This window comes from Stenotrophomonas sp. SORGH_AS_0321 (assembly GCF_031453215.1).
GTDB lineage: Bacteria > Pseudomonadota > Gammaproteobacteria > Xanthomonadales > Xanthomonadaceae > Stenotrophomonas > Stenotrophomonas chelatiphaga.
The window spans coordinates 1,389,423-1,409,444 of record NZ_JAVIZG010000001.1; the positions used below are offsets into that span (position 1 = coordinate 1,389,423).

Annotated in this window: 18 protein-coding genes; 10 read left to right on the forward strand and 8 right to left on the reverse strand. The window is 67.1% G+C overall.

Annotation, left to right across the window (positions count from 1 at the left end; genetic code table 11):
* Positions 1 to 12: 12 nt before the first annotated feature.
* On the reverse strand, positions 13 to 402 hold the full coding sequence (locus QE373_RS05980; protein ID WP_309684605.1) for an OsmC family protein: 390 nt from the start codon (positions 400 to 402) through the stop codon (positions 13 to 15).
* Between the two features lie 156 nt (positions 403 to 558).
* On the opposite strand from QE373_RS05980, the gene QE373_RS05985 reads away from it, so the two are divergent.
* Positions 559 to 2,604 carry a TonB-dependent receptor gene (locus QE373_RS05985; RefSeq protein WP_309684608.1) on the forward strand — a complete coding sequence of 682 codons (2,046 nt, stop codon included), beginning with the start codon at positions 559 to 561 and terminating at the stop codon, positions 2,602 to 2,604.
* 69 nt (positions 2,605 to 2,673) lie between these two features.
* Here the strand turns inward: QE373_RS05985 and QE373_RS05990 are convergent, their stop codons facing one another.
* From QE373_RS05990 to QE373_RS06005, 4 genes are all read right to left on the reverse strand, one after another.
* A complete protein-coding gene (locus tag QE373_RS05990) occupies positions 2,674 to 3,552 on the reverse strand; it encodes a farnesyl diphosphate synthase (protein ID WP_309684612.1) in 879 nt (292 codons plus the stop codon).
* Complete coding sequence (locus tag QE373_RS05995; RefSeq protein WP_042612267.1) at positions 3,542 to 3,802, reverse strand: exodeoxyribonuclease VII small subunit; 261 nt, start codon at positions 3,800 to 3,802, stop codon at positions 3,542 to 3,544. The genes QE373_RS05990 and QE373_RS05995 overlap by 11 nt, the downstream gene beginning before the upstream one ends.
* A 36-nt stretch (positions 3,803 to 3,838) precedes the next feature.
* Positions 3,839 to 5,125 (reverse strand): tRNA lysidine(34) synthetase TilS, encoded by a 1,287-nt coding sequence (gene tilS, locus QE373_RS06000; RefSeq protein WP_309684619.1) that lies wholly within the window; start codon positions 5,123 to 5,125, stop codon positions 3,839 to 3,841.
* A 69-nt stretch (positions 5,126 to 5,194) separates the two neighbouring features.
* Complete coding sequence (locus tag QE373_RS06005) at positions 5,195 to 6,901, reverse strand: alkaline phosphatase (protein WP_309684621.1); 1,707 nt, start codon at positions 6,899 to 6,901, stop codon at positions 5,195 to 5,197.
* Positions 6,902 to 7,052: 151 nt separating this feature from the next.
* Between QE373_RS06005 and QE373_RS06010 the strand changes: the two genes are divergently transcribed.
* From QE373_RS06010 to QE373_RS06040, 7 genes are all read left to right on the forward strand, one after another.
* A complete protein-coding gene (locus QE373_RS06010) occupies positions 7,053 to 8,384 on the forward strand; it encodes a dicarboxylate/amino acid:cation symporter (protein ID WP_057508795.1) in 1,332 nt (443 codons plus the stop codon).
* Positions 8,385 to 8,782: 398 nt separating this feature from the next.
* The gene (locus tag QE373_RS06015) at positions 8,783 to 9,286 is read left to right on the forward strand and encodes a hypothetical protein (RefSeq protein ID WP_309689588.1); all 504 of its coding nucleotides are present in this window, start codon (positions 8,783 to 8,785) and stop codon (positions 9,284 to 9,286) included.
* On the forward strand, positions 9,283 to 9,915 hold the full coding sequence (locus QE373_RS06020; RefSeq protein ID WP_309684624.1) for a hypothetical protein: 633 nt from the start codon (positions 9,283 to 9,285) through the stop codon (positions 9,913 to 9,915). Before QE373_RS06015 ends, QE373_RS06020 begins: the two co-directional genes overlap by 4 nt.
* Before the next feature lie 42 nt (positions 9,916 to 9,957).
* On the forward strand, positions 9,958 to 11,469 hold the full coding sequence (locus tag QE373_RS06025; RefSeq protein ID WP_309684629.1) for an adhesin: 1,512 nt from the start codon (positions 9,958 to 9,960) through the stop codon (positions 11,467 to 11,469).
* 166 nt (positions 11,470 to 11,635) lie between these two features.
* Positions 11,636 to 12,316, forward strand: coding sequence for a C39 family peptidase (locus QE373_RS06030; RefSeq protein WP_309689590.1), 681 nt, complete (start codon positions 11,636 to 11,638; stop codon positions 12,314 to 12,316).
* A 12-nt stretch (positions 12,317 to 12,328) separates the two neighbouring features.
* A complete protein-coding gene (locus tag QE373_RS06035; RefSeq protein WP_309684631.1) occupies positions 12,329 to 13,102 on the forward strand; it encodes a hypothetical protein in 774 nt (257 codons plus the stop codon).
* A 42-nt stretch (positions 13,103 to 13,144) separates the two neighbouring features.
* On the forward strand, positions 13,145 to 14,467 hold the full coding sequence (locus QE373_RS06040; protein WP_309684633.1) for a hypothetical protein: 1,323 nt from the start codon (positions 13,145 to 13,147) through the stop codon (positions 14,465 to 14,467).
* A 75-nt stretch (positions 14,468 to 14,542) separates the two neighbouring features.
* Here QE373_RS06040 and QE373_RS06045 read toward each other — a convergent pair whose 3' ends face one another.
* From QE373_RS06045 to QE373_RS06055, 3 genes are all read right to left on the reverse strand, one after another.
* A complete protein-coding gene (locus tag QE373_RS06045) occupies positions 14,543 to 15,880 on the reverse strand; it encodes a sigma 54-interacting transcriptional regulator (RefSeq protein ID WP_309684636.1) in 1,338 nt (445 codons plus the stop codon).
* A 230-nt stretch (positions 15,881 to 16,110) separates the two neighbouring features.
* On the reverse strand, positions 16,111 to 16,881 hold the full coding sequence (locus tag QE373_RS06050) for a C40 family peptidase (RefSeq protein ID WP_309684639.1): 771 nt from the start codon (positions 16,879 to 16,881) through the stop codon (positions 16,111 to 16,113).
* A 132-nt stretch (positions 16,882 to 17,013) separates the two neighbouring features.
* Positions 17,014 to 17,550, reverse strand: a complete 537-nt coding sequence (locus tag QE373_RS06055; RefSeq protein WP_309684641.1) for a C40 family peptidase — start codon at positions 17,548 to 17,550, stop codon at positions 17,014 to 17,016.
* 117 nt (positions 17,551 to 17,667) lie between these two features.
* Here QE373_RS06055 and QE373_RS06060 point away from each other — a divergent pair, with 117 nt between their 5' ends.
* Both QE373_RS06060 and QE373_RS06065 read left to right on the forward strand, forming a co-directional pair.
* Positions 17,668 to 18,147: a peptidylprolyl isomerase gene (locus tag QE373_RS06060; protein ID WP_057687559.1), complete on the forward strand. Its 480-nt coding sequence runs from the start codon at positions 17,668 to 17,670 to the stop codon at positions 18,145 to 18,147.
* 541 nt (positions 18,148 to 18,688) lie between these two features.
* Positions 18,689 to 19,945, forward strand: a complete 1,257-nt coding sequence (locus tag QE373_RS06065) for a DUF418 domain-containing protein (protein WP_309684647.1) — start codon at positions 18,689 to 18,691, stop codon at positions 19,943 to 19,945.
* Positions 19,946 to 20,022: the final 77 nt, after the last annotated feature.

Below are 20,022 nucleotides of genomic sequence, written 5' to 3' on the forward strand. Positions count from 1 at the left end.
GCGTGCGGCCGATCAGGCACGTTCGCTGGTGATGGTGGCGCCTTCGCGCATCACCAGCGTGACCGGAGTGCGCTCCACCACGTCCAGCAGGCGCGCCCACTGGGCGTCGCTCACGCTGGCCGATGCGCTCAGCCTGCGATGCACCAGCAGCTTGCCTGCCGCGTCGCGCGTGGAGGACAGCTCCGCATTGAACTCACCCAGCTCCCAGCCCTTCTTTTCGGCATACATGCGCAGGGTGATGGCGGTGCACGCGGCCAACGCGGCCAGGTACAGGTCGAACGGAGCCATGCCCTGGTCCTGGCCGCCCAGTGACGCGGGCTCATCGGCCAGCAGGGTGTGCTGGCCGCTGCTGATGCGATGGGCGAAGTTGCTGCCGGTGGATGTGACGTGGACGTGGGCCATGCGGGTGCTCTCTGTGCGGAACGGCGAGCCTGCGATGGTAAGGCGGGGCGGTGGGCCGTACATCACCCGGTGGGGGACTAGGCGAAGTGTAATGTTATTCTGTAACATTATGCGACTCACGACGTTGTTTCCTTCCGCATCAGGCGTTTCCACCCCATGAAGATCCAAGCTCTGGTCGCTGCCACGGCGGCCATCCTGTTCGCGCCGGAGTCGCGCGCGCAGTCCTCCAGCTCCGCACTGACCCTGGGCAAGGTGGATGTGCACCAGCACACCGACGGCCAGCTCACCGCGCACCAGGTGCTGACCTCGGTGGACGTGCTGGGTGCGGACCAGATCGAGGACAAGAACGTGTCGCACAGCTGGGAGCTGCTGGGGCAGATGCCCGGCATCCAGCTGACCGAAACCCGGCAGGGTGCGGAATCGGGCAAGGTGAGCTTCCGCGCCTTCAACGGCGAGGGCTACCTCAATGCGATCAAGACCCTGATCGACGGCGTGCCCAGCAACGTCAACAGCGGCAACCAGCGCTTCATCGACATGTTGTTTCCGCTGGAAATCAGCTTCATCGAGGTGGTACGGGGCACGAACGATCCGCGTTACGGCCTGCACAACATCGGTGGCAACGTGAACTTCGGTACGCGGCAAGGGGGCAATTACACCGATGCCCGGCTGGGCTATGGCAGTTACAACACGCGCGATGCGCAGCTGGCGGTCGGCCGCGAGCGCGATGGATTCGCGCAGAATTACTTCGTCGGCACCCAGGCATCCGATGGCTACCGGGACCACGACACATCCGAAAAGCACACGCTGGGTGGCAAGTGGTTCCTTGGAAATCTCGAAGAGGGCATGCGCATCGGGCTGACCGCGCGTGCCTATCACCACATCGCCGATGAACCCGGCTTCATGACCGCCGACGAGCTGCGAAGCGGGCGGCGTGGTGCGCAGCGCCGCAACCTCAATGACCGCGATGTGCGCGACATGCAGCAGGTGGGCGTGCACATGGACCTGAAGTTGGCAGACACCCTGTTCCTGGGCAGCAAGCTTTACTACAACCGCTACGAAGACGATCGTCGGGTGACCTTCAGCGACCTGCCTGCCGGCAACGCGCCGCGCCAGCGCCGGTTGTGGGACGAGAAGCAGACGGGCATGCTGACCACGCTTACCTGGCATGCCAAGGACAGCCTGACCCTGGAAGGGGGCATCAACTACGAACACCAGGACAACGGCTACCAGCGCCTGCGCTTCAGCTACAGCGAGCCGACCGATTTCAGCAGCGTGCCGGCGCGCATCCAGAACGATGACCGGCATACCTTCGACAACTGGGGTGCCTATGTACAGGCGATCTACCAGCCGATCGCGCCGCTGAAGATCGTGCCGGCCTACCGCGTGGATCGCTTCGATGGCGATACCCGGCTGCCCGGCGGCGTCAGCGGCCCGTTGCAGCGCTACGGCACCATCGAACAGCCGAAGCTGAGCGTGGTGTACGCGCTGGCACAGGACGCCAACGTGTATGCGAACTGGGGGCGCACCTTCCAGGTACTGACCGGCTCCACCGCGCCTGCGTACCTGACGCCAGGGCAGGCGGCGATGCGTCCATCGACCAATACCGGCATGGAGCTGGGCCTGAAGTTCAGTCCCTTCGTGGGCAGCCAGGCACGCGTCGCGGTGTGGCAGCAGGACGCGGCCAACGAGGTGTCGAACATGCCGGCCACGGGCACCACGGTGACGCTGGGCAAGACGCGCCGTCGCGGCGTGGATGCGCAGATCAGCACGCAGTGGGGCGACAACTGGACGCTGTGGGCGTCGCATGCCTACCAGGAAGCAAAGATCACCCGCGATGATCGTGATGCGGCCATTTCGCTGCAGGGCCGCGAAGTGGCCGCCACCCCGCGTCATATCAGCAACATCGGCGTGGATTACCAGGCCAGCGATGCATTGCAGTTGGGGCTGCAGGCTCGTGCGCAGGGTGACTACTACCTGGAAGAACGCAACGTGGCGGGCAAGTTCGGTGGCTTTGCGGTGCTGGACCTGAGCGCGCGCTACCAGATCAATCCGGCGTGGAGCGTGGACCTGCAGGTGAAGAATGCCACCGGCCGGGAATACGCGTATGCGTGGTATGACAGCTTCTTCTGGGAGCAGGCGCAGCCGATGTTTTCGCCTGCTGCGGGGCGTTCGGTGTATGTGGGGTTGACCGTGAAGTTGTGAGGGTCAGGAGCGTGACGACCAACGGTCGTCACTACCGAAGCGTGACGGCCAGCGGCCGTCACTACCGGGTCAGTGGTCGCGTTCTATGGCCAGGCGGCCGAGGGCGCGCAGGGCGTTGGCTTCTTCGCCGTAGCCGGCCAGGGCGTCGTCCATCACCGCGCTCAGTTCGGCCAGCTTGGCCTTGGCGCCGTCCAGGCCGAGCAGGGCGGGGAAGGTGGATTTGTCCTGCGCGACGTCCTTGCCGGCGGTCTTGCCGAGCTGCTCGGAACTGGCTTCCACGTCCAGGATGTCATCGCGTACCTGGAACGCCAGGCCCAGTGCATCGGCGAAGCGGTCCAGGCGCGCAAGGTCCGCGGTCGGGGCGTGGCCGCACAAGGCGCCCATGCGCACCGCAGCGCGGATCAGCGCACCGGTCTTCAGGGCGTGCATGCGGGTCAACGCGTCCAGTGACTGCAACTGGCCAGTGGCATCGATGTCCAGCGCCTGTCCGCCGCACATGCCGGCCGCGCCGGAGGCGTGTGCCAGCGACTGCAGGCAGGCAACACGCAGCTCCGCTGGTAGCGCCGCTTCGGCCAGCAGGCTGAACGCACGGGTCTGCAGGGCATCACCGGCGAGGATGGCGGTGGCTTCGTCGAAGGCAACGTGGGTGGTCGGCTTGCCACGGCGCAGGGCGTCGTCGTCCATCGCGGGCAAGTCGTCGTGGACCAGCGAATAGGCATGGATCAATTCCACCGCCATCGCCGGCGCATCCAACTGGTGCGGGTCGGCGCCGAATACTTCACCGGCCGCATGGACCAGCAGCGGACGCATGCGCTTGCCTCCGCCCAGCACCGAATGGCGCATGGCCTGGTGCAGCCGGCGCGGGGCGTCGGCTGCGGAAGGCAGGGCGGCGTCGAGCTGGCTTTCGATGCGATCACGCAGGCGCGCGAAGGTCGCTTCAACCGTCATGGGACGGCGGGTCGAAAGGCTCGGCGTTTTCCGGCTGGGCCGGATCGGTGAGCAGGCGCACGCGCAGCTCGGCCTGTTCCAGCGCCTGCTGGCACTGGCGGTACAGGCCGACGCCGCGTTCGTAGGCGCTGAGCGAAGCTTCCAGGCTGAGCTCTCCGGTTTCCATCTGCTCTACGAGCTGCTCCAGTGACTCGAGCGACTGCTCGAACTGGGCTACCGGGGAGGCGTTTTCGGGGGTTTTCTTAGCCATGCGACAAGTGTGGACGGCCCGCGCGCAGGGGTCAATTCACCAACCGCCCGGGCGCCAGTGCAGCTGGGCATCGTGATGCTGCAGCCAGGCCTGCAGCGGCGCGGACAGCACCACGTCGGCAGCGGCCTGCAGCTGGCCATCGGCGAACAGCAGCGGCAGCTGGCGGCGTCGCCACGGCGCCAGGTGTTCACGCTGCAGGCAGTCCTTCAGCGCGTGCTGGTGATTGCGGCCGGGCAGCTGGATGCGCTCGCCGCCGTGCCGGCCCGTGACCTGCATCGGCACGTCGAAGGCTGCCGCACCCTGCAACCGCAGTTGGCCGCCGTCGGGCAGGGCCAGCGGTGCGCGGCCATCCCACGTTGCCTGCCAGCCGGCCGGCAGCTGCGGCAGCACGGCCGGCAGCAGGTACCAGTGGCCGCGCCATTGGCGGATGCTGTGCTGTTGCCAGCGCACCTGCGCATCACGATCCGGCGCGGCAGGCAGCAGCTCGTGCTCCAGCTGGGACACTACCCGGGCGGGCAGCGCGGGCACACCGTGGGCCAGCACCCAGCGCCGCAGCACGCGGGCACGGCGCTGGGGCGAAACCTGCCGCAGCAGCTCCACCGACAGCACGCGCGATGCCACCTGCAGGTGCTGCAGGAGCTTCTCGTCTTCTTCGTCCAGCATCCGCCCCGTATCGCCACACTGGGCGGCACTGGCGGCCAATGCCGGGCCGGCATGCGGCCAGCGCTGGCGCAGCAGCGGCAGCACGTGCAGGCGCAGGAAATTACGGTCCGGGCCGTCGTCGGCGTTGCTGGGATCTTCGATCCACTGCAGTGCCTGCTGCCGTGCATAGACGAGCAGCGCGCTGCGCGGCACCTGCAGCAGCGGCCGCCACAGCCGATGCGCGCCAAGTGCCGAATCGGCCGCCATCGCCGCCAACCCATCCACGCCGGAACCGCGCAGGGCACGCAGCAGGAAGGTTTCGGCCTGGTCATCCTGGTGCTGGGCCAGTGCCAGGGTCTCGTCATCGCGCAGTTCGGCGGCGAACGCGGCACGTCGGGCCTGCCGCGCGGCGGCCTCCATCCCCAAGCCGGCATCCAGATCCACCGCGACGCGGTGGATGCACAGCGGCACACCCAGTGCATCGCACTGCTGCTGGCAGTGCAGCGCCCAGTCATCGGCCGCGGCCTGCAGCCCGTGGTGCACGTGCACGGCACGCACGCCAACGCCTTCCGCCGCGGCCGAACGCTGCAGCCAGTGCAGCAGCACGGTCGAATCCAGCCCGCCGCTGTAGCCGACCAGCAGGGGGGTATCGACACGGGCGAGGGCAGGGAACAGGGGCATGGGCAGCACGAAAAAAGGCGGCGACCAGTATGGTCGCCGCCTTCGTATTGCTCCAGTCCCGCCGCGCGCTTATTCGGCCGGCGCGTTGCGCTCGAACTCGACCGGCGCCGGCAGTTCCACCGGCACGCCGTTGCCATCGCAGGTGCCGGCCTGGCACAGGCGCTCGCGCAGGCGCGGGGTGGCCTGCACGATCATGTGGTAGATCGCGTTCTGTTCCAGCGTGCCGCGGATCGCCTTGCTGCCGGGGCCGCGCGCCCAGATGCCCACGTCTTCGCCACCGTGCGATTCACTCTTGCCCGGTACCAGCGCTTCCTGCATGTAATCCGGGTGTTCGGTATCCACGGCGGTCAGGTCCGGACGGCCGGTGGCCGGGTCGAAGCTGGACGGGTTGTGCGGGTAGCGCTTGGCACCGGCCGGTTGCTGGTTGGTGGCGCCGGTGAAGCCGGGACCGTTGGCGTAGGTCAGCGTGGTGTACGGCTGGCCGCCACCGTCGCGGGCCAGGTCCAGCGCGCCCAGGCCGTCTTCGCCGCCCTTGTCCTTCACCTTGCCCAGGATCGGGTTGCCGCGGGCCGGGTAGCCGACGAAGTTGAGGGTGTGGGAGTGGTCGGCGGTGACGATGATCAGGGTGTCATCGTCCTTGGTCATTTCGGTGGCCACGCGCACTGCATCGGACATCGCCACGGTATCGGTCAGCGCCCGGTAGGCGTTGCCGCTGTGGTTGGCGTGGTCGATGCGCGCCCCTTCGATCATCAGCACGTAGCCCTGCTTTTCCCTGGACAGGTTGGCGATGGCGGTGCGGGTCAGTTCGGCCAGGCTCGGCTCACCGCCGGCATCGTTCGCACGTTCGTATTCGTACTGCATGTGGTCCGGTTCGAACAGGCCGAAGATGGCCGGCGCGTTGGCCGCTGCCTTCAGCTGGGCGGCGTTCCACACGTAGGCGCCCTGCGGGTTGGCCTGCTGCCATTCGGTGACCAGGCTGCGCCCATCCAGGCGCTGGCCGACCTTGTCGTCGTACTCGGGATCGCGCTCTTCCACCGTGGTGAACTCACCGCGACCCCCGCCCAGGATCACCTGCGGGCCGCGGCCGAAGCGCGAGGTGGTCAGCAGCTGCTGGGCGATGTCCTTGCAGCCGGCGGCCTTGGCCTCTTCGGTCAGGTCGGTATCGTTTTCCCAGTTGCGTTCCGGCGAATGCGCATACGTCGCTGCCGGGGTGGCGTGGGTCAGCCGCGCGGTGGTGACGATGCCGGTCGCCATGCCGGCGCTGTCGGCCAGCTGCAGCCAGCTCAGCAGGCCCTTCTGCAGGCTGTCGGCGCAGTCCGGACGCTTGCCGGCGCTGACCCCGATGGCGCCCATGTGAGTCTTCACGCCGGTGGTGATCGCGGTCATGGTGCCGGCCGAATCGGGGGTCTGCGAGTCGACGTTGTAGGTCTTGCTGAATGCCGTGGCCGGGAAGCGCTCCCAGGACAGCAGGTTCTCTTCGCCGGATGCGCCCTTGCGCTGGCCTTCGAAGATGCGCGCGGCGGCCACGGTGGTCAGGCTCATGCCATCGCCGAGGAACAGAATGACGTTCTTGGCTTTGCCGTTCATGGCGCCATTGCCGGCCGCCTGGGCTGCGCCACTGCGGTACCACCACTGCGGGGTCTCGCCATCCGGGTGGGCCACGGTGGGCACCGTGATCGACAGGCCGGCCGGGCTGGATGCCTGCGGGTTGCTGGAACAGGCGCCCAGCAACAGGGTTGCGGCAGTGGCGGCGAGCAGGGAGGTGGTACGGATCATGGACAGCGCGTCCTCACGAAACGAAACAGGTGTTCATTATGACCGGGTGGACAAGGCATGCCGATGACACGCTGATTTGTCCGCAGGCTGGTCGTACGCCGGGCCCGCTTGGGCTAAGGTGCGAACATCGTTCTCTCCCCCTGGAATTTCCATGAAGCTGGTCTCTGCCTGGCTGCGCATCCCGTTCTGGCAACGCGTGGTCGCAGGCTTCGTCCTTGGCGCCCTGGCCGGCTGGCTGATGGGCCCGGCCGCTGAAACCTGGTTCGGCCCGCTGGGCGACCTGTACGTGACCCTGATCAAGATGATCGCGGTGCCGCTGGTGTTCTTCGCGGTCATCAATGCGATCTCGTCGCTGCACGGGCAGAAATCGGTGGCCGCGCTCAGCGGGCGCACCTTCCTGTGGTTCGTCATCACCGCCGCGCTGGCGGTCGGCATCGGCCTGCTGGTGGGCACGGTGATGCAGCCCGGTACCGGCGGCCTGCAGCTGGCGATGGCCCACAACTACGTGCCGCGCGAAGTGCCCAGCGTGGTGCAGGTGCTGCTGGACGTGGTGCCGTCCAACGTGTTCTACGCGCTGAGCGGCATCGGCACGCGGGTCAACGCGGCCGGCGAAACCGTGCTGGCCGCTGGGCGCGGTTCGATCCTGCCGGTGATCTTCTTCGCCGGGCTGGTGGGCTTTGCCATCGTCAAGCTGGGCGAGAAGGTCGGCCAGGCCCGCCAGCTGGTCGGGCAGATGAGCGAGATCATGATCCAGGTGACCCGCTTCGTGTTGGAAGTCACGCCCATCGGGACCTTCGGCCTGATCGCCGGGCTGGTCGGCAGCTACGGCTTCGAAAAGCTGCTGCCGCTGGGCAACTTCGTGCTGGCGCTGTACATCGCCTGCGCGCTGCATATCGTGGTGGTTTACAGCGCGCTGCTGCTTTCGCACGGCCTGAATCCACTGAAGTTCTTCCGCGGTGCCGCGCCGGGCATGCAGGTGGCCTTCGTCAGCTCGTCCAGCTTCGCGGCGATGCCGGTGGCGTTGCGTTCGATCACCCACAACCTGGGCGTCAACAAGGACTACGGTTCGTTCGCGGTGCCGCTGGGTGCCAGCATCAAGATGGACGGGTGCGGGGCGATCTACCCGGCGCTGTGCGCGGTGTTCATATCGCAGTACAGCGGGGTGCCCATGTCACCGGAGCAGTACCTGATCGTGCTGATCGCTTCGGTACTGGGCAGCTTCGGTACGGCCGGTGTACCGGGCACGGCGGTGGTGATGGCCACCGTGGTGCTGAGTGCCGCCGGGTTGCCGCTGGAGACCATCGGGTACCTGTATGCGATCGATCGCATCCTGGACATGATGCGTACGATGACCAACGTCACCGGCCAGATGCTGGTGCCGGTGCTGGTGGCCAAGGAAACCGGGCTGCTGGACCAGAGCGTGTACGACAACCCGTCCACCAACGTGGGTATCGACGATCCGGATCCCGCCCCGCGGGCGTGAGGTGGTGCGCAGGGTAGGGACGGCCGCTGGCCGTCAATCGCCCGCGATCAGGTTGACGGCCAGCGGCCGTCACTACCGCAGCAGGAGCGGGCGATCAGGTTGACGGCCAGCGGCCGTCACTACCGACGTGGGCGGTAGCTGAAGCGGGGGCGTACGCGGTTGTCTCATGACCTGTAACAGGTCTGTTACACCCCGGCGGCGGGCAGGTGCAGCGGGCCTCTGTGCGGATTCAGGCGCGCTCTGCCTTCAACCCATGTGTAACGGTCGGCATCCAGCCCGTCCCTTGTTTCCAGCCGGAATCCCTTTGTTTCAGGGCTTCGCGCAGTTGGCACGAAAGCTGCGTTCTCCCTCCCCATACGTAACGGGAGAGCGGCATGGACAGCAGCACGAAGCGCGGAATGTTCCTGGTGGCCAGCGTGGTCGCGCTGGCCGCATGCCCCGCGCTGGTACATGCCTCCGGTGCCCGCCAGGGCGTCACCCAGAAGCCGGGCGAGATGGTGCTGCTGCGCGATGTGCACACCCGCACCGCCTACCGGCTGGCCCCGCCGGGCGTGGCCTTGATCGCCGACCCGTCGCCGCAGCGCGAAGTGGGCGCCGCCCTGGGCACGTCGACCGGCATGGCCGAGCTCAGCGATGATGACTTCGCCGGGCTGGGTGCGGGCCAGGCCGCCGCGCCGGCCCACGCCGGTACCACCACCGTGGAGCGGGTCACCAGCAATGCGCTCGGTGGCGCGGTAGGCCGCCTGGGAAGTTCCAACGGCGGGATCATTTCCGGGAACCAGATCAGCGGGGCGATGAGCGGCCCGCTCGGTGCGGTCGGCAACACCACGCGCGGCATCGGCGATACGGTGCGCGGCGCCCTGGCGCAGTTCCCGATGGGCGCCCCGGCAGGTGGCAAATGAAGACGCGTGCGCTGCTGCTCCTCGCCGCTGCCGCTGGCCTGATGCTGCCGGCGCTGGCCTGGGCCGACGACTACGCCGGCATGCTTGGGTACCTCAACCAGTCACGCATCGACGGCCGCGCGCTGACCGGCGCCAGTGGTGCCATCGCGGTCAACCAGGTGGCGGGTGACCTCAACGCCCAGGCCAACCTGGTGGGCATGGCGCAGGGCAACCAGGCGCGGGTGGATATCGATGCGCGCAGCACGTCCTCGCGCAACAGCGCGCTGCTGGACGGACCGCTGCACGCCAGTGCACACATCGATGGCCAGGCCCTGCAGGGCGCCAATGGCATCGCAACCATCAACCAGACCAGCGGCATCGCCAACACCAGCATGAACGTGGTGCGCGCGACGCTGGCCCGGGAAGGAATACGCGAGTCCGACGATGAGGCCCTGGCCGAATCGAGCGTGACCGCGTCAGCAGGGGGGCAGGGCAGGGCCGGCAACGGTCTGGCCGCGGGCACCCGCAGCGTCGGCGTGGCAGCGTCGGCGATGCAGGGGTTCGACGGTGTCCTGCAACTCAATCAAATCGCGGGCGCAGGAAATGACACGGCCAACATCCTCGGTATGTCCGTGCACGGCAACCCGTGAGTGGTACCCACCCGTTACACCACTGATGAGAGAGAAGGCACCATGAAAGCGATCGTGAAAGGGACAGTACTCGCCATGGCCATCGCAGGCGTGGTCGCCACCGCACACGCGGCGGATGACCAGAACGCAAGCGCCACCATCAACCACAACCACAACGTCAATGAAAACTGGACGTTGAACGACAACCGCAATGTCACCCGCAACAACGTGACCAGCAATACCAACACCGATACGGACACGGTCAACGACACCCGTAACCTGGTGCGCAACACCACCCGCAACACCAACACGACCAACAACAGCAGCACCACCAACAACACCGCCAACACCACCTCGAACGTGCGTTACTCCAGCACCACGACCAACACCAGCCGTTCCAACGTTGATTTCTCCGACGTCGACCACACCCGCGATGTAGCGGTCAACGAGACCAGCAACATCTCGGCGGACGAGAGCAAGGAAAAGAACAACCACGGCGTGGACGTGAACCTGGAAAAGGACCTGCGCCTGAGCTCGGACATCAATTTCTCGGGTGATCCGGAAATCACCGGCGACATCGATCTCGACTCCGCCGCCATCGCCGTCATCGACAATCGCCAGTCGATCAGTGACAACGAAGCCTCCAACGAGTTGCTGGACAACACCGCGTCGATTTCCGATGACGTGGCGTCCGGTGCCTCGGGCAACCTGGGCTTCAACGTCGCCGCCGGTGACAACAACGCACAGGACAACGCCGCTTCGCTGTCTGCGGCCGATGCCTCCTTCAGCTTCGGCATGGCCGATGCGGAAGTGTTCGTCCACCAGGCGGTGGGCGGCAACACCACCCTCAACGAAGGCGTCACCAACGCCGCCGGCCTGGGTGGCAATGCGTTCTCCGGCGCCGCCGGCAACATCGGCGTGAACGTGGCCTCGGGCAACAACAACGCGCAGAAGAACGCGCTGGCCGCATCGGTCGCCACCGCGGCGATCGCGCAATCGAGCATCTCGTCCAACCAGGTGTCCAGCGGCAATTCGGTGTCCAACGCCGGTTACGTGCAGCGCTTCAGTGACACCACCGAGGTCACCCTGCGCGGCCGCGTGGCGGGTGCAACGCTGGCCTTCGGTGCAGGCACCTATGAAGGGACCGGCAACGCCTACCAGCAGGACAACTACTACCTCGATAGCTGGGATGGCGCGCTGCCGCACACCAGCGGTGACAGCACCGGCCACATCGACCTGGACAACGAGATCCAGAACGCCACCGACAACCCGTACCGTGACGGCGTGGGCGGCATCGCCTTCGACACGGACGAGGAAGGCACCAGCCAGTTCGTCGAACTGGGCGTGGCCGACCTCTATGCCAGCCTGAGCGGCACCGTGCGGACCTCGCGCTGGGTGGCGGTCAATGCGACCAACACCGCTGGCCTGTCCGGCAGTGCGTTCTCCAACGCGTCGGGCAACATCGGTGTGAACGTGGCCTCCGGCACCGGCAACCTGCAGGCCAACAGCCTGGCCCTGGCCGTGGCCCAGCCGTCGACCGGTGGCGGCACCCCGGGCGGCGGCGGCGGCGAGTAACACGTGGCGTGACCGCTTTCGCAGGCTTGCTGCGTTGAGCGCAACAAACCCGGTCATCCGCCAATGACCGGGCTCCCCGGGAGCCCCTGTCCCATCTCCCCCTTTTGGGGCAGGGGCTCCTACCTCGGAAGGAGCCGTTGCAATGCGAGTTTCCTGGTCCACCTTCATGTTGCCCTGGCTGATGCTGCTGGCGATTGCTGCGCCGGTACGTGCCGGCGACGTGGCCTTCAGCGGCGTGCTGCCCAATGGCGGCCTGCTGCAGCAACGGGTGGAGAGCATGCAGGAACGGCGCTTCCGCCACCTGGTCCGCCAGCACACCGACTACAGCTGCGGCGCCGCCGCGCTGGCCACCATCCTCAAGTACGCCTATCACCTGGATGCCGACGAGGCCACGGTGATCGAAGGGATGATGAACGTGTCCGACCAGACCCTGGTACGCGACCGTGGGTTTTCCCTGTTGGACATCAAGCGTTACGTCGAATCGATGGGCATGCGTGGGCGCGGTTACCGCGTCGACGAAGCCCGCCTGCGCAACCTGCGCGTTCCTGGCCTGGTGCTGATGGACGTACGCGGGTTCCGCCATTTCGTGGTCATGAAGCAGGTGCGTGGCGATTTCGTCGAAGTGGCCGATCCGATCCTCGGCAACCGCAGCGTGCCGCTGGCCGAGTTCCTGGAGGCCTGGCCTTCGCGCGCGGTCTTCATCGTGATCGGCAGTGATTTCGATCGCAACACCGTGCTGCTGCAACCCAGCGAACGGCCCAGTGCACGCGCGCTGTATGCGCGCCAGGGCCCCATCACCGATGCCGAACTGGTCGACTTCGGCTTCAGCCACGCCGACCTGTTCTGAAGGAGTTCCACCATGAACATGCGCCTCATCGTCATTGCCAGCGCCCTCGCCGCGCTGTTGCCCACCGTCCTGCACGCGCAGGAAAAGCGCAGCGGCAAGGGACTGACCGAAATCCCCGATCCCGAACTCAACCTGATGCGTGGGCGCTACACGGTAGGCGGCAACAACGTCGCCTGGTTCGGCGTGACCATGGCATCGCAGTGGCAGGCGTCCAGCGGCGCGGCGATGGAAGGCGCGCTGCAGCTGGGCATGGACTTCCGCAACGGCGGTACGCCGAAGGTGAGTTTCACTCCGACCGTGAGCGTCACCGCGGCCGACGCGCCGTTGCCGCAGACGGCGACCGACACCGCCAGCGCGCCCCTTGCCAGCGTGGACAGCAGTGGCCTGGCCAACGTATCCGGGCTGGTGCAGAGCGTGCAGGTCGCCGGTGATGGCAACAGTGCGCGCAACGTGAGCTCGCTGACCATCCGCGATGGCGAGGTGCCGGTCGTCGCCGACAGCGGCGTGCGCAGCGCAAGTGCACAGCAGGGGGGCGCCAGTGCCACCGCGTCCTTCGACAACAACCAGGCCCGCCTGGAACTGCAGCTGGAAGGCGTCGGCGCGGTGCAGCAGTGGATCCGCAGCGGCAGCGTCGGGCAGACCATCGCGCTGGGCGGCAATGCACAGCAGGTCAGCAACCGCCTGCAGATCGAACTGGTCAGGCAGAGCATGGCGAGCAATACCCCGTTGACCCAGAACATCGCCCAGGCGATGGCGCTGACACGCGGGATCGGGCCGGGCCAGTAACAGCGGCGCGGCAAGGGGGATGGCACTCAACGGAAGAAGGACATGCACAGCAATCACCGCATCACCCCGCTGGCGCTGGCGGCGCTGGCCTGGATCGTGTTCGCCGACAACGCGCACGCCCAGCCGGCCACGGCGGCCGGCAACGAGCAGGCCGATGTGCAGGCATTGATGGCCCAGCTGGAAACGTTGAAGGCCAACTACGCGCAGGAAGTCCGTCGCCTGCGCGAACTGGACATGCAGGTGCAGGCCATGCAGGCGCGGCTTTCCGGCAAGGCCGGCGGCGTGGCGCAGCAGGGGCCCCCGTTGCCACCGGAACCGGCACGCGCACCAGCGACGGCGACCGCCGGGGGCGAAGGCGGCTACGCCAGCAGCGCGGCGGAAGCGCAGCAGGCCAAGCAGGCCGCGAGGCGCAGCGTGGACGATGTGAAGCAGCAACAGCAGGCGCTGTTCTCGCGGCGTTTCACCATCGAAAACAGCCTCACCTACGCGCGCTACGACCGCAAGCAGCTCACCCTCAACGGCTTCCTCGCCCTGGATGCGATCTTCCTCGGCAACATCGGCATCGAAAACGTCGAATCCGATTCGCTGACCTACAACCTGGCCGCGCGCTGGGGTGTCAGTCCCAACCTGACCGTCAACATGGACGTGCCGTGGGTCGCACGCCGGACGGTGTACCAGAAGGGGGGCGCGGGTGGATCCGCCGCGGCGGTGGCGGAGGAGGAAACCAGCGGCAACGGCATCGGCGATATCGGCCTGAGTGCCAACTACCGGCTGTTCGGCGAACGCGGCTGGAAACCGGAAACGGTGCTGACCGCAGGCGTCACTGCGCCCACCGGGCGTGAGCCCTACGGCGTGGACTGGACCGTGCTGGAGCGCGACGACGATGACTACATCCGTTTCGCCGTACCCAAGGAGCAGCCCACCGGCAACGGGGTGTGGCAGGCCAACGTGGGCCTGTCGATCGTCAAGACCGCCGATCCGGCGATCCTGTTCGCCAACGCCGGCTACATCCATTCCTTCGAAGCGAGCTTCGACGACCTCGACGGCAATCCGGATACGGTCAACCCCGGTGACGTGAAGCTCGGCGGCTCCTACTACTTCGGTGCCGGCGTGGCGTTCGCGTTCAACGAGCGCACCAGCCTGAGCATTTCCTTCAGCGACAAGCTGAGCGCGCGGGCGTCCACCCGTTACCGCAACGGGCAGTGGATGAAGGTGATCGGCAGTGATGCCAACGCGGCGACGTTCAACCTGGGCGTCACCTACGCACTGAACCAGAAGACCACGCTGGTGAGCCTGCTCGGCATCGGCCTGACCCCCGATGCGCCGGACTTCACCCTGGCATTCAAGGTGCCGTACATGCTGTAGTCTGGAGCTTGCTCCACACCGCGCGAAATGCCGCCGAGCATGGCTCGGCGCTACCGGGTCACAGCGCCCACGGCATCAACGCAGCGCCGGCAGTTCAACCTGGTGCTTGCGGCACAGCCGGTACACGGTGACCCGGGATACCTGCATGTGGCGTGCGCAGGCGGACACGTTGAACTCGTGTTCGCGCAGTGCCTGCAGCAGCAGCTCGCGTTCCACCTGCTCGCGCGCATCCTGCAGCAGGGCGCGGGCGGCGGCGGGCAGGGTGGCGACCAGGTCCAGGTCGGCCGGCTCGATCAGCTCGCCGTCGGCGACGATCGCCGCGCGCTGCACGCGGTTGAGCAGCTCGCGCACGTTGCCCGGCCAATCGAAGCGCTGCATCGCCTGGCGCGCACAACTGCTGAAGCCACGCGCGCGGCCCGGATGGCGCGCACGGAACTGGCGCAGGAAATGTTCGGCCAGTACCAGCACGTCGCCGCTGCGTTCGCGCAGGGCCGGCATGGCCAGCCGCAGCACGTTGAGGCGATAGAACAGATCACGGCGGAAGCGCCCCTGCGCGACCGCCTGTTCCAGGTCCACGTGGGTCGCGGCCAGCACCCGCACGTCCACCCGCAGTGGCTGGCTGCTGCCGACGCGTTCGATGGTGCCTTCCTGCAGCACGCGCAGCAGGCTGGTCTGCGCATCCAGCGGCAGGTCGCCGACCTCGTCCAGGAACACGGTGCCGCCGTTGGCACTTTCGAACAGCCCCAGCCGCCGTTGCGCGGCACCGGTGAAGGCGCCGCGCTCATGGCCGAACAGCTCCGACTGGACCAGGTTGGCCGGGATGGCGCCGCAGTTGACCGCCATGAAGGGATGCGCCGCACGCGCGGACATCGCATGCAGCGCATGCGCGGCCAGTTCCTTGCCGGTGCCCGTTTCGCCGGTGACCAGCACCGGCAGGTCCACCGGAGCGAACTTGAACAGGGCCGCGCGGGTGGCCAACAGGGCCGGACTGTCACCGATCAGCCGCTGCGCCGGACTGTCCGCCAAGCGGGTGGGATCCGGCTGGTCGCGCTGCAGGTGGTCCACCAGCCCGGCCAGGTCCTGTGGCATCACATAACGATGCGGGCAGGCATCCAGCAACGGCTGCCAGCTGGGCGGGGGGGAGGCGATGCCGCCGGGCAGCGCGGCCAGCAGCGGCAGGTGGTCGTGCTGCTGGATCCAGGCCTGCACCGAAACCAGCGCAGCGGCGGGAATCTGGCGCAGGTCGATCATGCCGACCAACTGGTCGCGGGCACGCAGGCCGACGGCCTGGGCGTTGAGCGGATCCACGCTGCGCACCTGCCAGCCGGCCGCCGCCAATGCCGCCCGCTCGGCGGCCAGTGGGTGGCCAAACCAGATCACACACCGGGACTGAATCTCCGAGACCGCCGCCATGCCTCACCTGTCCTTGTAGAGGGGCGGCAGACGACTCAGGAACACGTGCGTGCCGCCCCCACGCCGCCATCCCGGCCGGACATGGCTGCCCGACCGCCGCCGGATCCATTCCGGGGATACCAATGCAAACGCGGTTGGCAGCCGATAGCGGCCATTGGATCGGGGATCCGCCCATGAAAAAAGCCGCTGCAGGGCAGCGGCTTTCAACATGCGGCGCGGTAGGGCGAGGCTTACAGCTCGACCCGGCGCGCCTGCATGAACTTGTTGCCCCAGTAGCCGGTCAGCAGGGTGTCCACGCGGACGTCCTTGCCAGTGCTCGGCGCATGCAGGAAGCGGCCTTCGCCGACATAGATGCCGACATGGTCCACGCGGCCCTTGCGGCCGAAGAACACCAGATCGCCTTCGGTCAGCGCGGTACGGTCGGCGATCAGCTGGTTGTTGCGGTCGCTGGCCATGTCGCGGGAAACGCGCGGCAGCTCGACGCCCAGGGCGGTGCGGAACACGTAGCCGACCAGACCGCTGCAGTCGAAGCCGCTGTCCGGGGTGTTGCCGCCCCAGCGGTACGGCGTACCCAGCAGGGTCATCGCGCGGCGCAGGACGGACTGGATCTTGCCGTTTTCTTCGGCGCCGCCGACCACGATCGAACCCGATGCACTGGTGTCGTAGTTGGCGAGCAGGCGGCTGAGGTCGCCGGCGACCATCGCCGAGCGGTCCATCAGGGGAATGCTGTCATTGGCTGCAAGGTGCGGCAGCAGGGCGGCCAGGGTGGCGCTGGCGGCGGCATCGGCGCGGCTGCGCGTGGGAGCCGCTTCGGTCTTGGCTTTTACAACGGCTACGGCAGCTTCGGCAGTAGCCGGGGTGGCCGTTGCATTCTGTGCCCAGGCCGGCGCGCTGGTGAGCACGAGGGCAAGGGAGAGCAGGGTGGCGCGCTTGATGCGCTGGGTCAGGCGGGGTGAATTCACGGCGCGCTGGCCTTCACACATCAGTTCGTCGGTCGTCACTCGGCGGTCACAGGGTTGGAAGCGATGGGCAATCATGCCCTGCCAACGCGTGGAACAAGTACAAATTTCGTTAAAGTTTCGTTTGTTTCAGTGTGATATGCATCACGTTTTGGAGCATTCGCCCTGTTCAGGTTAGTGCAGGACGCGTTTCGCTCCTGTGTAGTGGTCCTTCCAGTAATGCCCGCCCAGGGAATCCAACCTGACGGTTCCACCAGAACTTGGCGCATGCACGAAGCGGCCTTCCCCTACATAAATTCCGACGTGGCTGACGTTGCCACGGCTGCCGAAGAACACCAGATCGCCGGTCGCCAAGCGCTGTGGGTCGATCTTCGGGCCCTGCACGGCGGCCAGTTCGCGCGAGGTCCGCGGCAGCTTCAGGTCGACCATCTCACGGTACACATAGGTGACCAGGCCGCTGCAGTCGAAGCCGGATTCCGGCGTGTTGCCTCCGTAGAGGTAGGGCGTACCGACCAGGCCGATGGCGCGCATCAATACCGCATTGGCGACCTGCGGGTTGGCCGGCGGGGTGCTGGGCCAGACCTTGGCAGGCGGCGGTGGCGGGGCAGGGCGGCTGGTCTTTCCTCCGCCGCAGGCGGCCAGGGCGGCGGTCGCCATCAGCAGCATCAGGGCGGCGGCGCGACGGCGCAGTCCGGTCGAAACTGGCGTCATGTGCGTGATCTCCGGATAATGCGCGACCTCAGATAGGCCGTCATGATGGCGGCGTACCCGTCGGGCGGCAACCCGCCCCCACCGCCTGCCCTTGGCAGTTACCAGACAGAGTTGCGCATGAAGATCGAAAAAGACCGCGTCGTCCGTTTCCACTACACCGTGTCCGAAGTCGGCCAGGAGCCGATCGAGTCCTCCAAGGACCGGGAGCCGCTGGCGATCCTGGTGGGCCACGGCAACATCATCCCGGGCCTGGAAAAGGCCATGGAAGACAAGGAAGCCGGCGCCACCTTCGGCGTGGACGTTGCTTCGGCCGATGCTTACGGCGAGCGCCGCGAAGGCCTGACCCAGCGCGTGCCGAAGAAGCATTTCGGCAAGGAAAAGCTGGTGCCGGGTGCACAGGTCGTGCTGCAGACCAACTTCGGTCCGCGCGCGGTGACGGTGCAGAAGGTCGGCATGAGCGTGGTCGACGTTGACCTGAACCACCCGATGGCAGGCAAGGACCTGCACTTCGACGTGGAGATCATCGACGTGCGCGAAGCGAGCGAAGAAGAGATCCAGCACGGCCACGTGCACGGCGATGGCGGCCACCAGCACTGAGTGCCGAGCACGTTTGAAGTCGTTCGAACGGCCCGCGCGAGCGGGTCGTTTTTTTTTGCGACAACGTCAACGTCAACGTCAGAAGCTGCAGGGCTGCTTGGTGGCGGGGCGGGGTGGCTGTGCAGGACACGCCGTGAATCCGTCCATGGAGGCTCGCTTTTCGCATCCATGCGAAAAGACGGTCCTGCACAGCCACCCCGCCCCCCCTTCGACAGGTCCAGGGTGGCCTTGGACACGGCGGGGGTTGGAAGGGTGGGTGAGAGATGGGGTCAGAGTCCTTTCGCTACGCGAAAGGACTCTGACCCCTGCCTTTGCTCTTTTTATTTTCATTGCGCGGGTGGCGGCCACCGGAACCTGTCAGGGGGCCGGGCGGTGGGGCTGGGCGGGGGCGTTGAGCGCCATGGATGGCGCGAAACGAGGCCCGCATGGATGCAGCTTCTGCCGTCCCCCGACCAGCCCCACCGCCCGGCCCCCCACCAGATAAAGAAACAGAAGCCACCCGCGAGGGGGTCACACCCGTTCGACCCACCCCCACCGCATAATGTCGCCCCGCACCCCCGGATCCCCCGTGACCAGCGCACCTTCCGCCCTGCAACCGCTGAACACCGCCGACCGCATCACCGTGATGGACATCCTGCGTGGCGCCGCCCTGTTCGGCATCCTGCTGATGAACATCGAAGCGTTCACCGGCCCGCTGGACCTGTCGTTCACCGGCGTGGATCCGCACTGGCACGGCATTGATTACCTCGCCGACGCGCTGGTGTATGTGTTGGTGCAGGGCAAGTTCTTCCTGTTGTTCTCGTTGCTGTTCGGCGCCGGCTTCGCGGTGATGGCCCAGCGTGCACAGGGCGCCGGGCGGGACTTCACCCCGATCTACCTGCGCCGCAGCGTCGCGCTGCTGCTGATCGGCGCCTGCCACGCGCTGCTGGTGTGGTCCGGCGATATCCTGCTGGTGTATGCGCTGCTGTCCTTCCTGTTGCTGGGCACGCGGCGCTGGCCCGTGTCGATGCTGCCGGCGATGGGCGCGCTGGTGTATGCCTTCGCGGTGGGGCTCAGCCTGCTGTTCGCGCTGCTGGTGTGGGCGGCGGCGAGCGGTGGCAGCCCGCTGGACAGCGCGGGCAGCATGCGTGCGGCGCAGGAGGTCATCGAAGCGCAGCGGCTGGCGTATGGCCAGGGAAGCTGGGCACAGGCCAACGTGCAGCGGTTGGCCGACCTGCGGCACATGGTTGGCGGGATCCTGATCACCGGGCCGGAAATCTTCGGCATGTTCCTGATCGGCGCGTGGTTCGGGCGCAGCGGTGCGTTGGCCGACCCTGCGCGCTTTGCGTCCTTGTATGCGCGGCTGCGCTGGATCGCGATGCCGGTGGGCGTGGTGCTGATGCTGGCCAGTGCCGCGTGGCATCCCTATCTGGCGCCCGGCGAGTTCACCGTGCGGACCGGTCTGTCGTATGCGATGGCGGCGGTTGCCAGCCTGTTGATGGCCCTGGGCTACCTCGGCTGGATCGTGCAGGCGCGGCACGCGCTGGGCTGGCTGGCCGCCCCCGGGCGCATGGCGCTGACCCACTACCTGCTGCAATCGCTGCTGTGTACGTGGCTGTTCTTCGGCTATGGCCTTGGCTTTTTCGAACAGCTGCCGCGTGCGTGGCAGCTGGTGTTCGCCGTGGCCCTGTTCTCGCTGCAGGTGGGCATCAGCCACCTGTGGCTGGCACGCTTCCGGTATGGCCCGATGGAGTGGCTGTGGCGGGCGATGACCTACCTGCGCTGGCCGCCGCTGCGGCGCACGCAGCAGACGCCCTGATCCGGCATCGTCACGTCTGGCGCGCGGCTGCTCATGGCATGCTTTGCGCTGGTACCACCTGTTGACGCAACGACGCG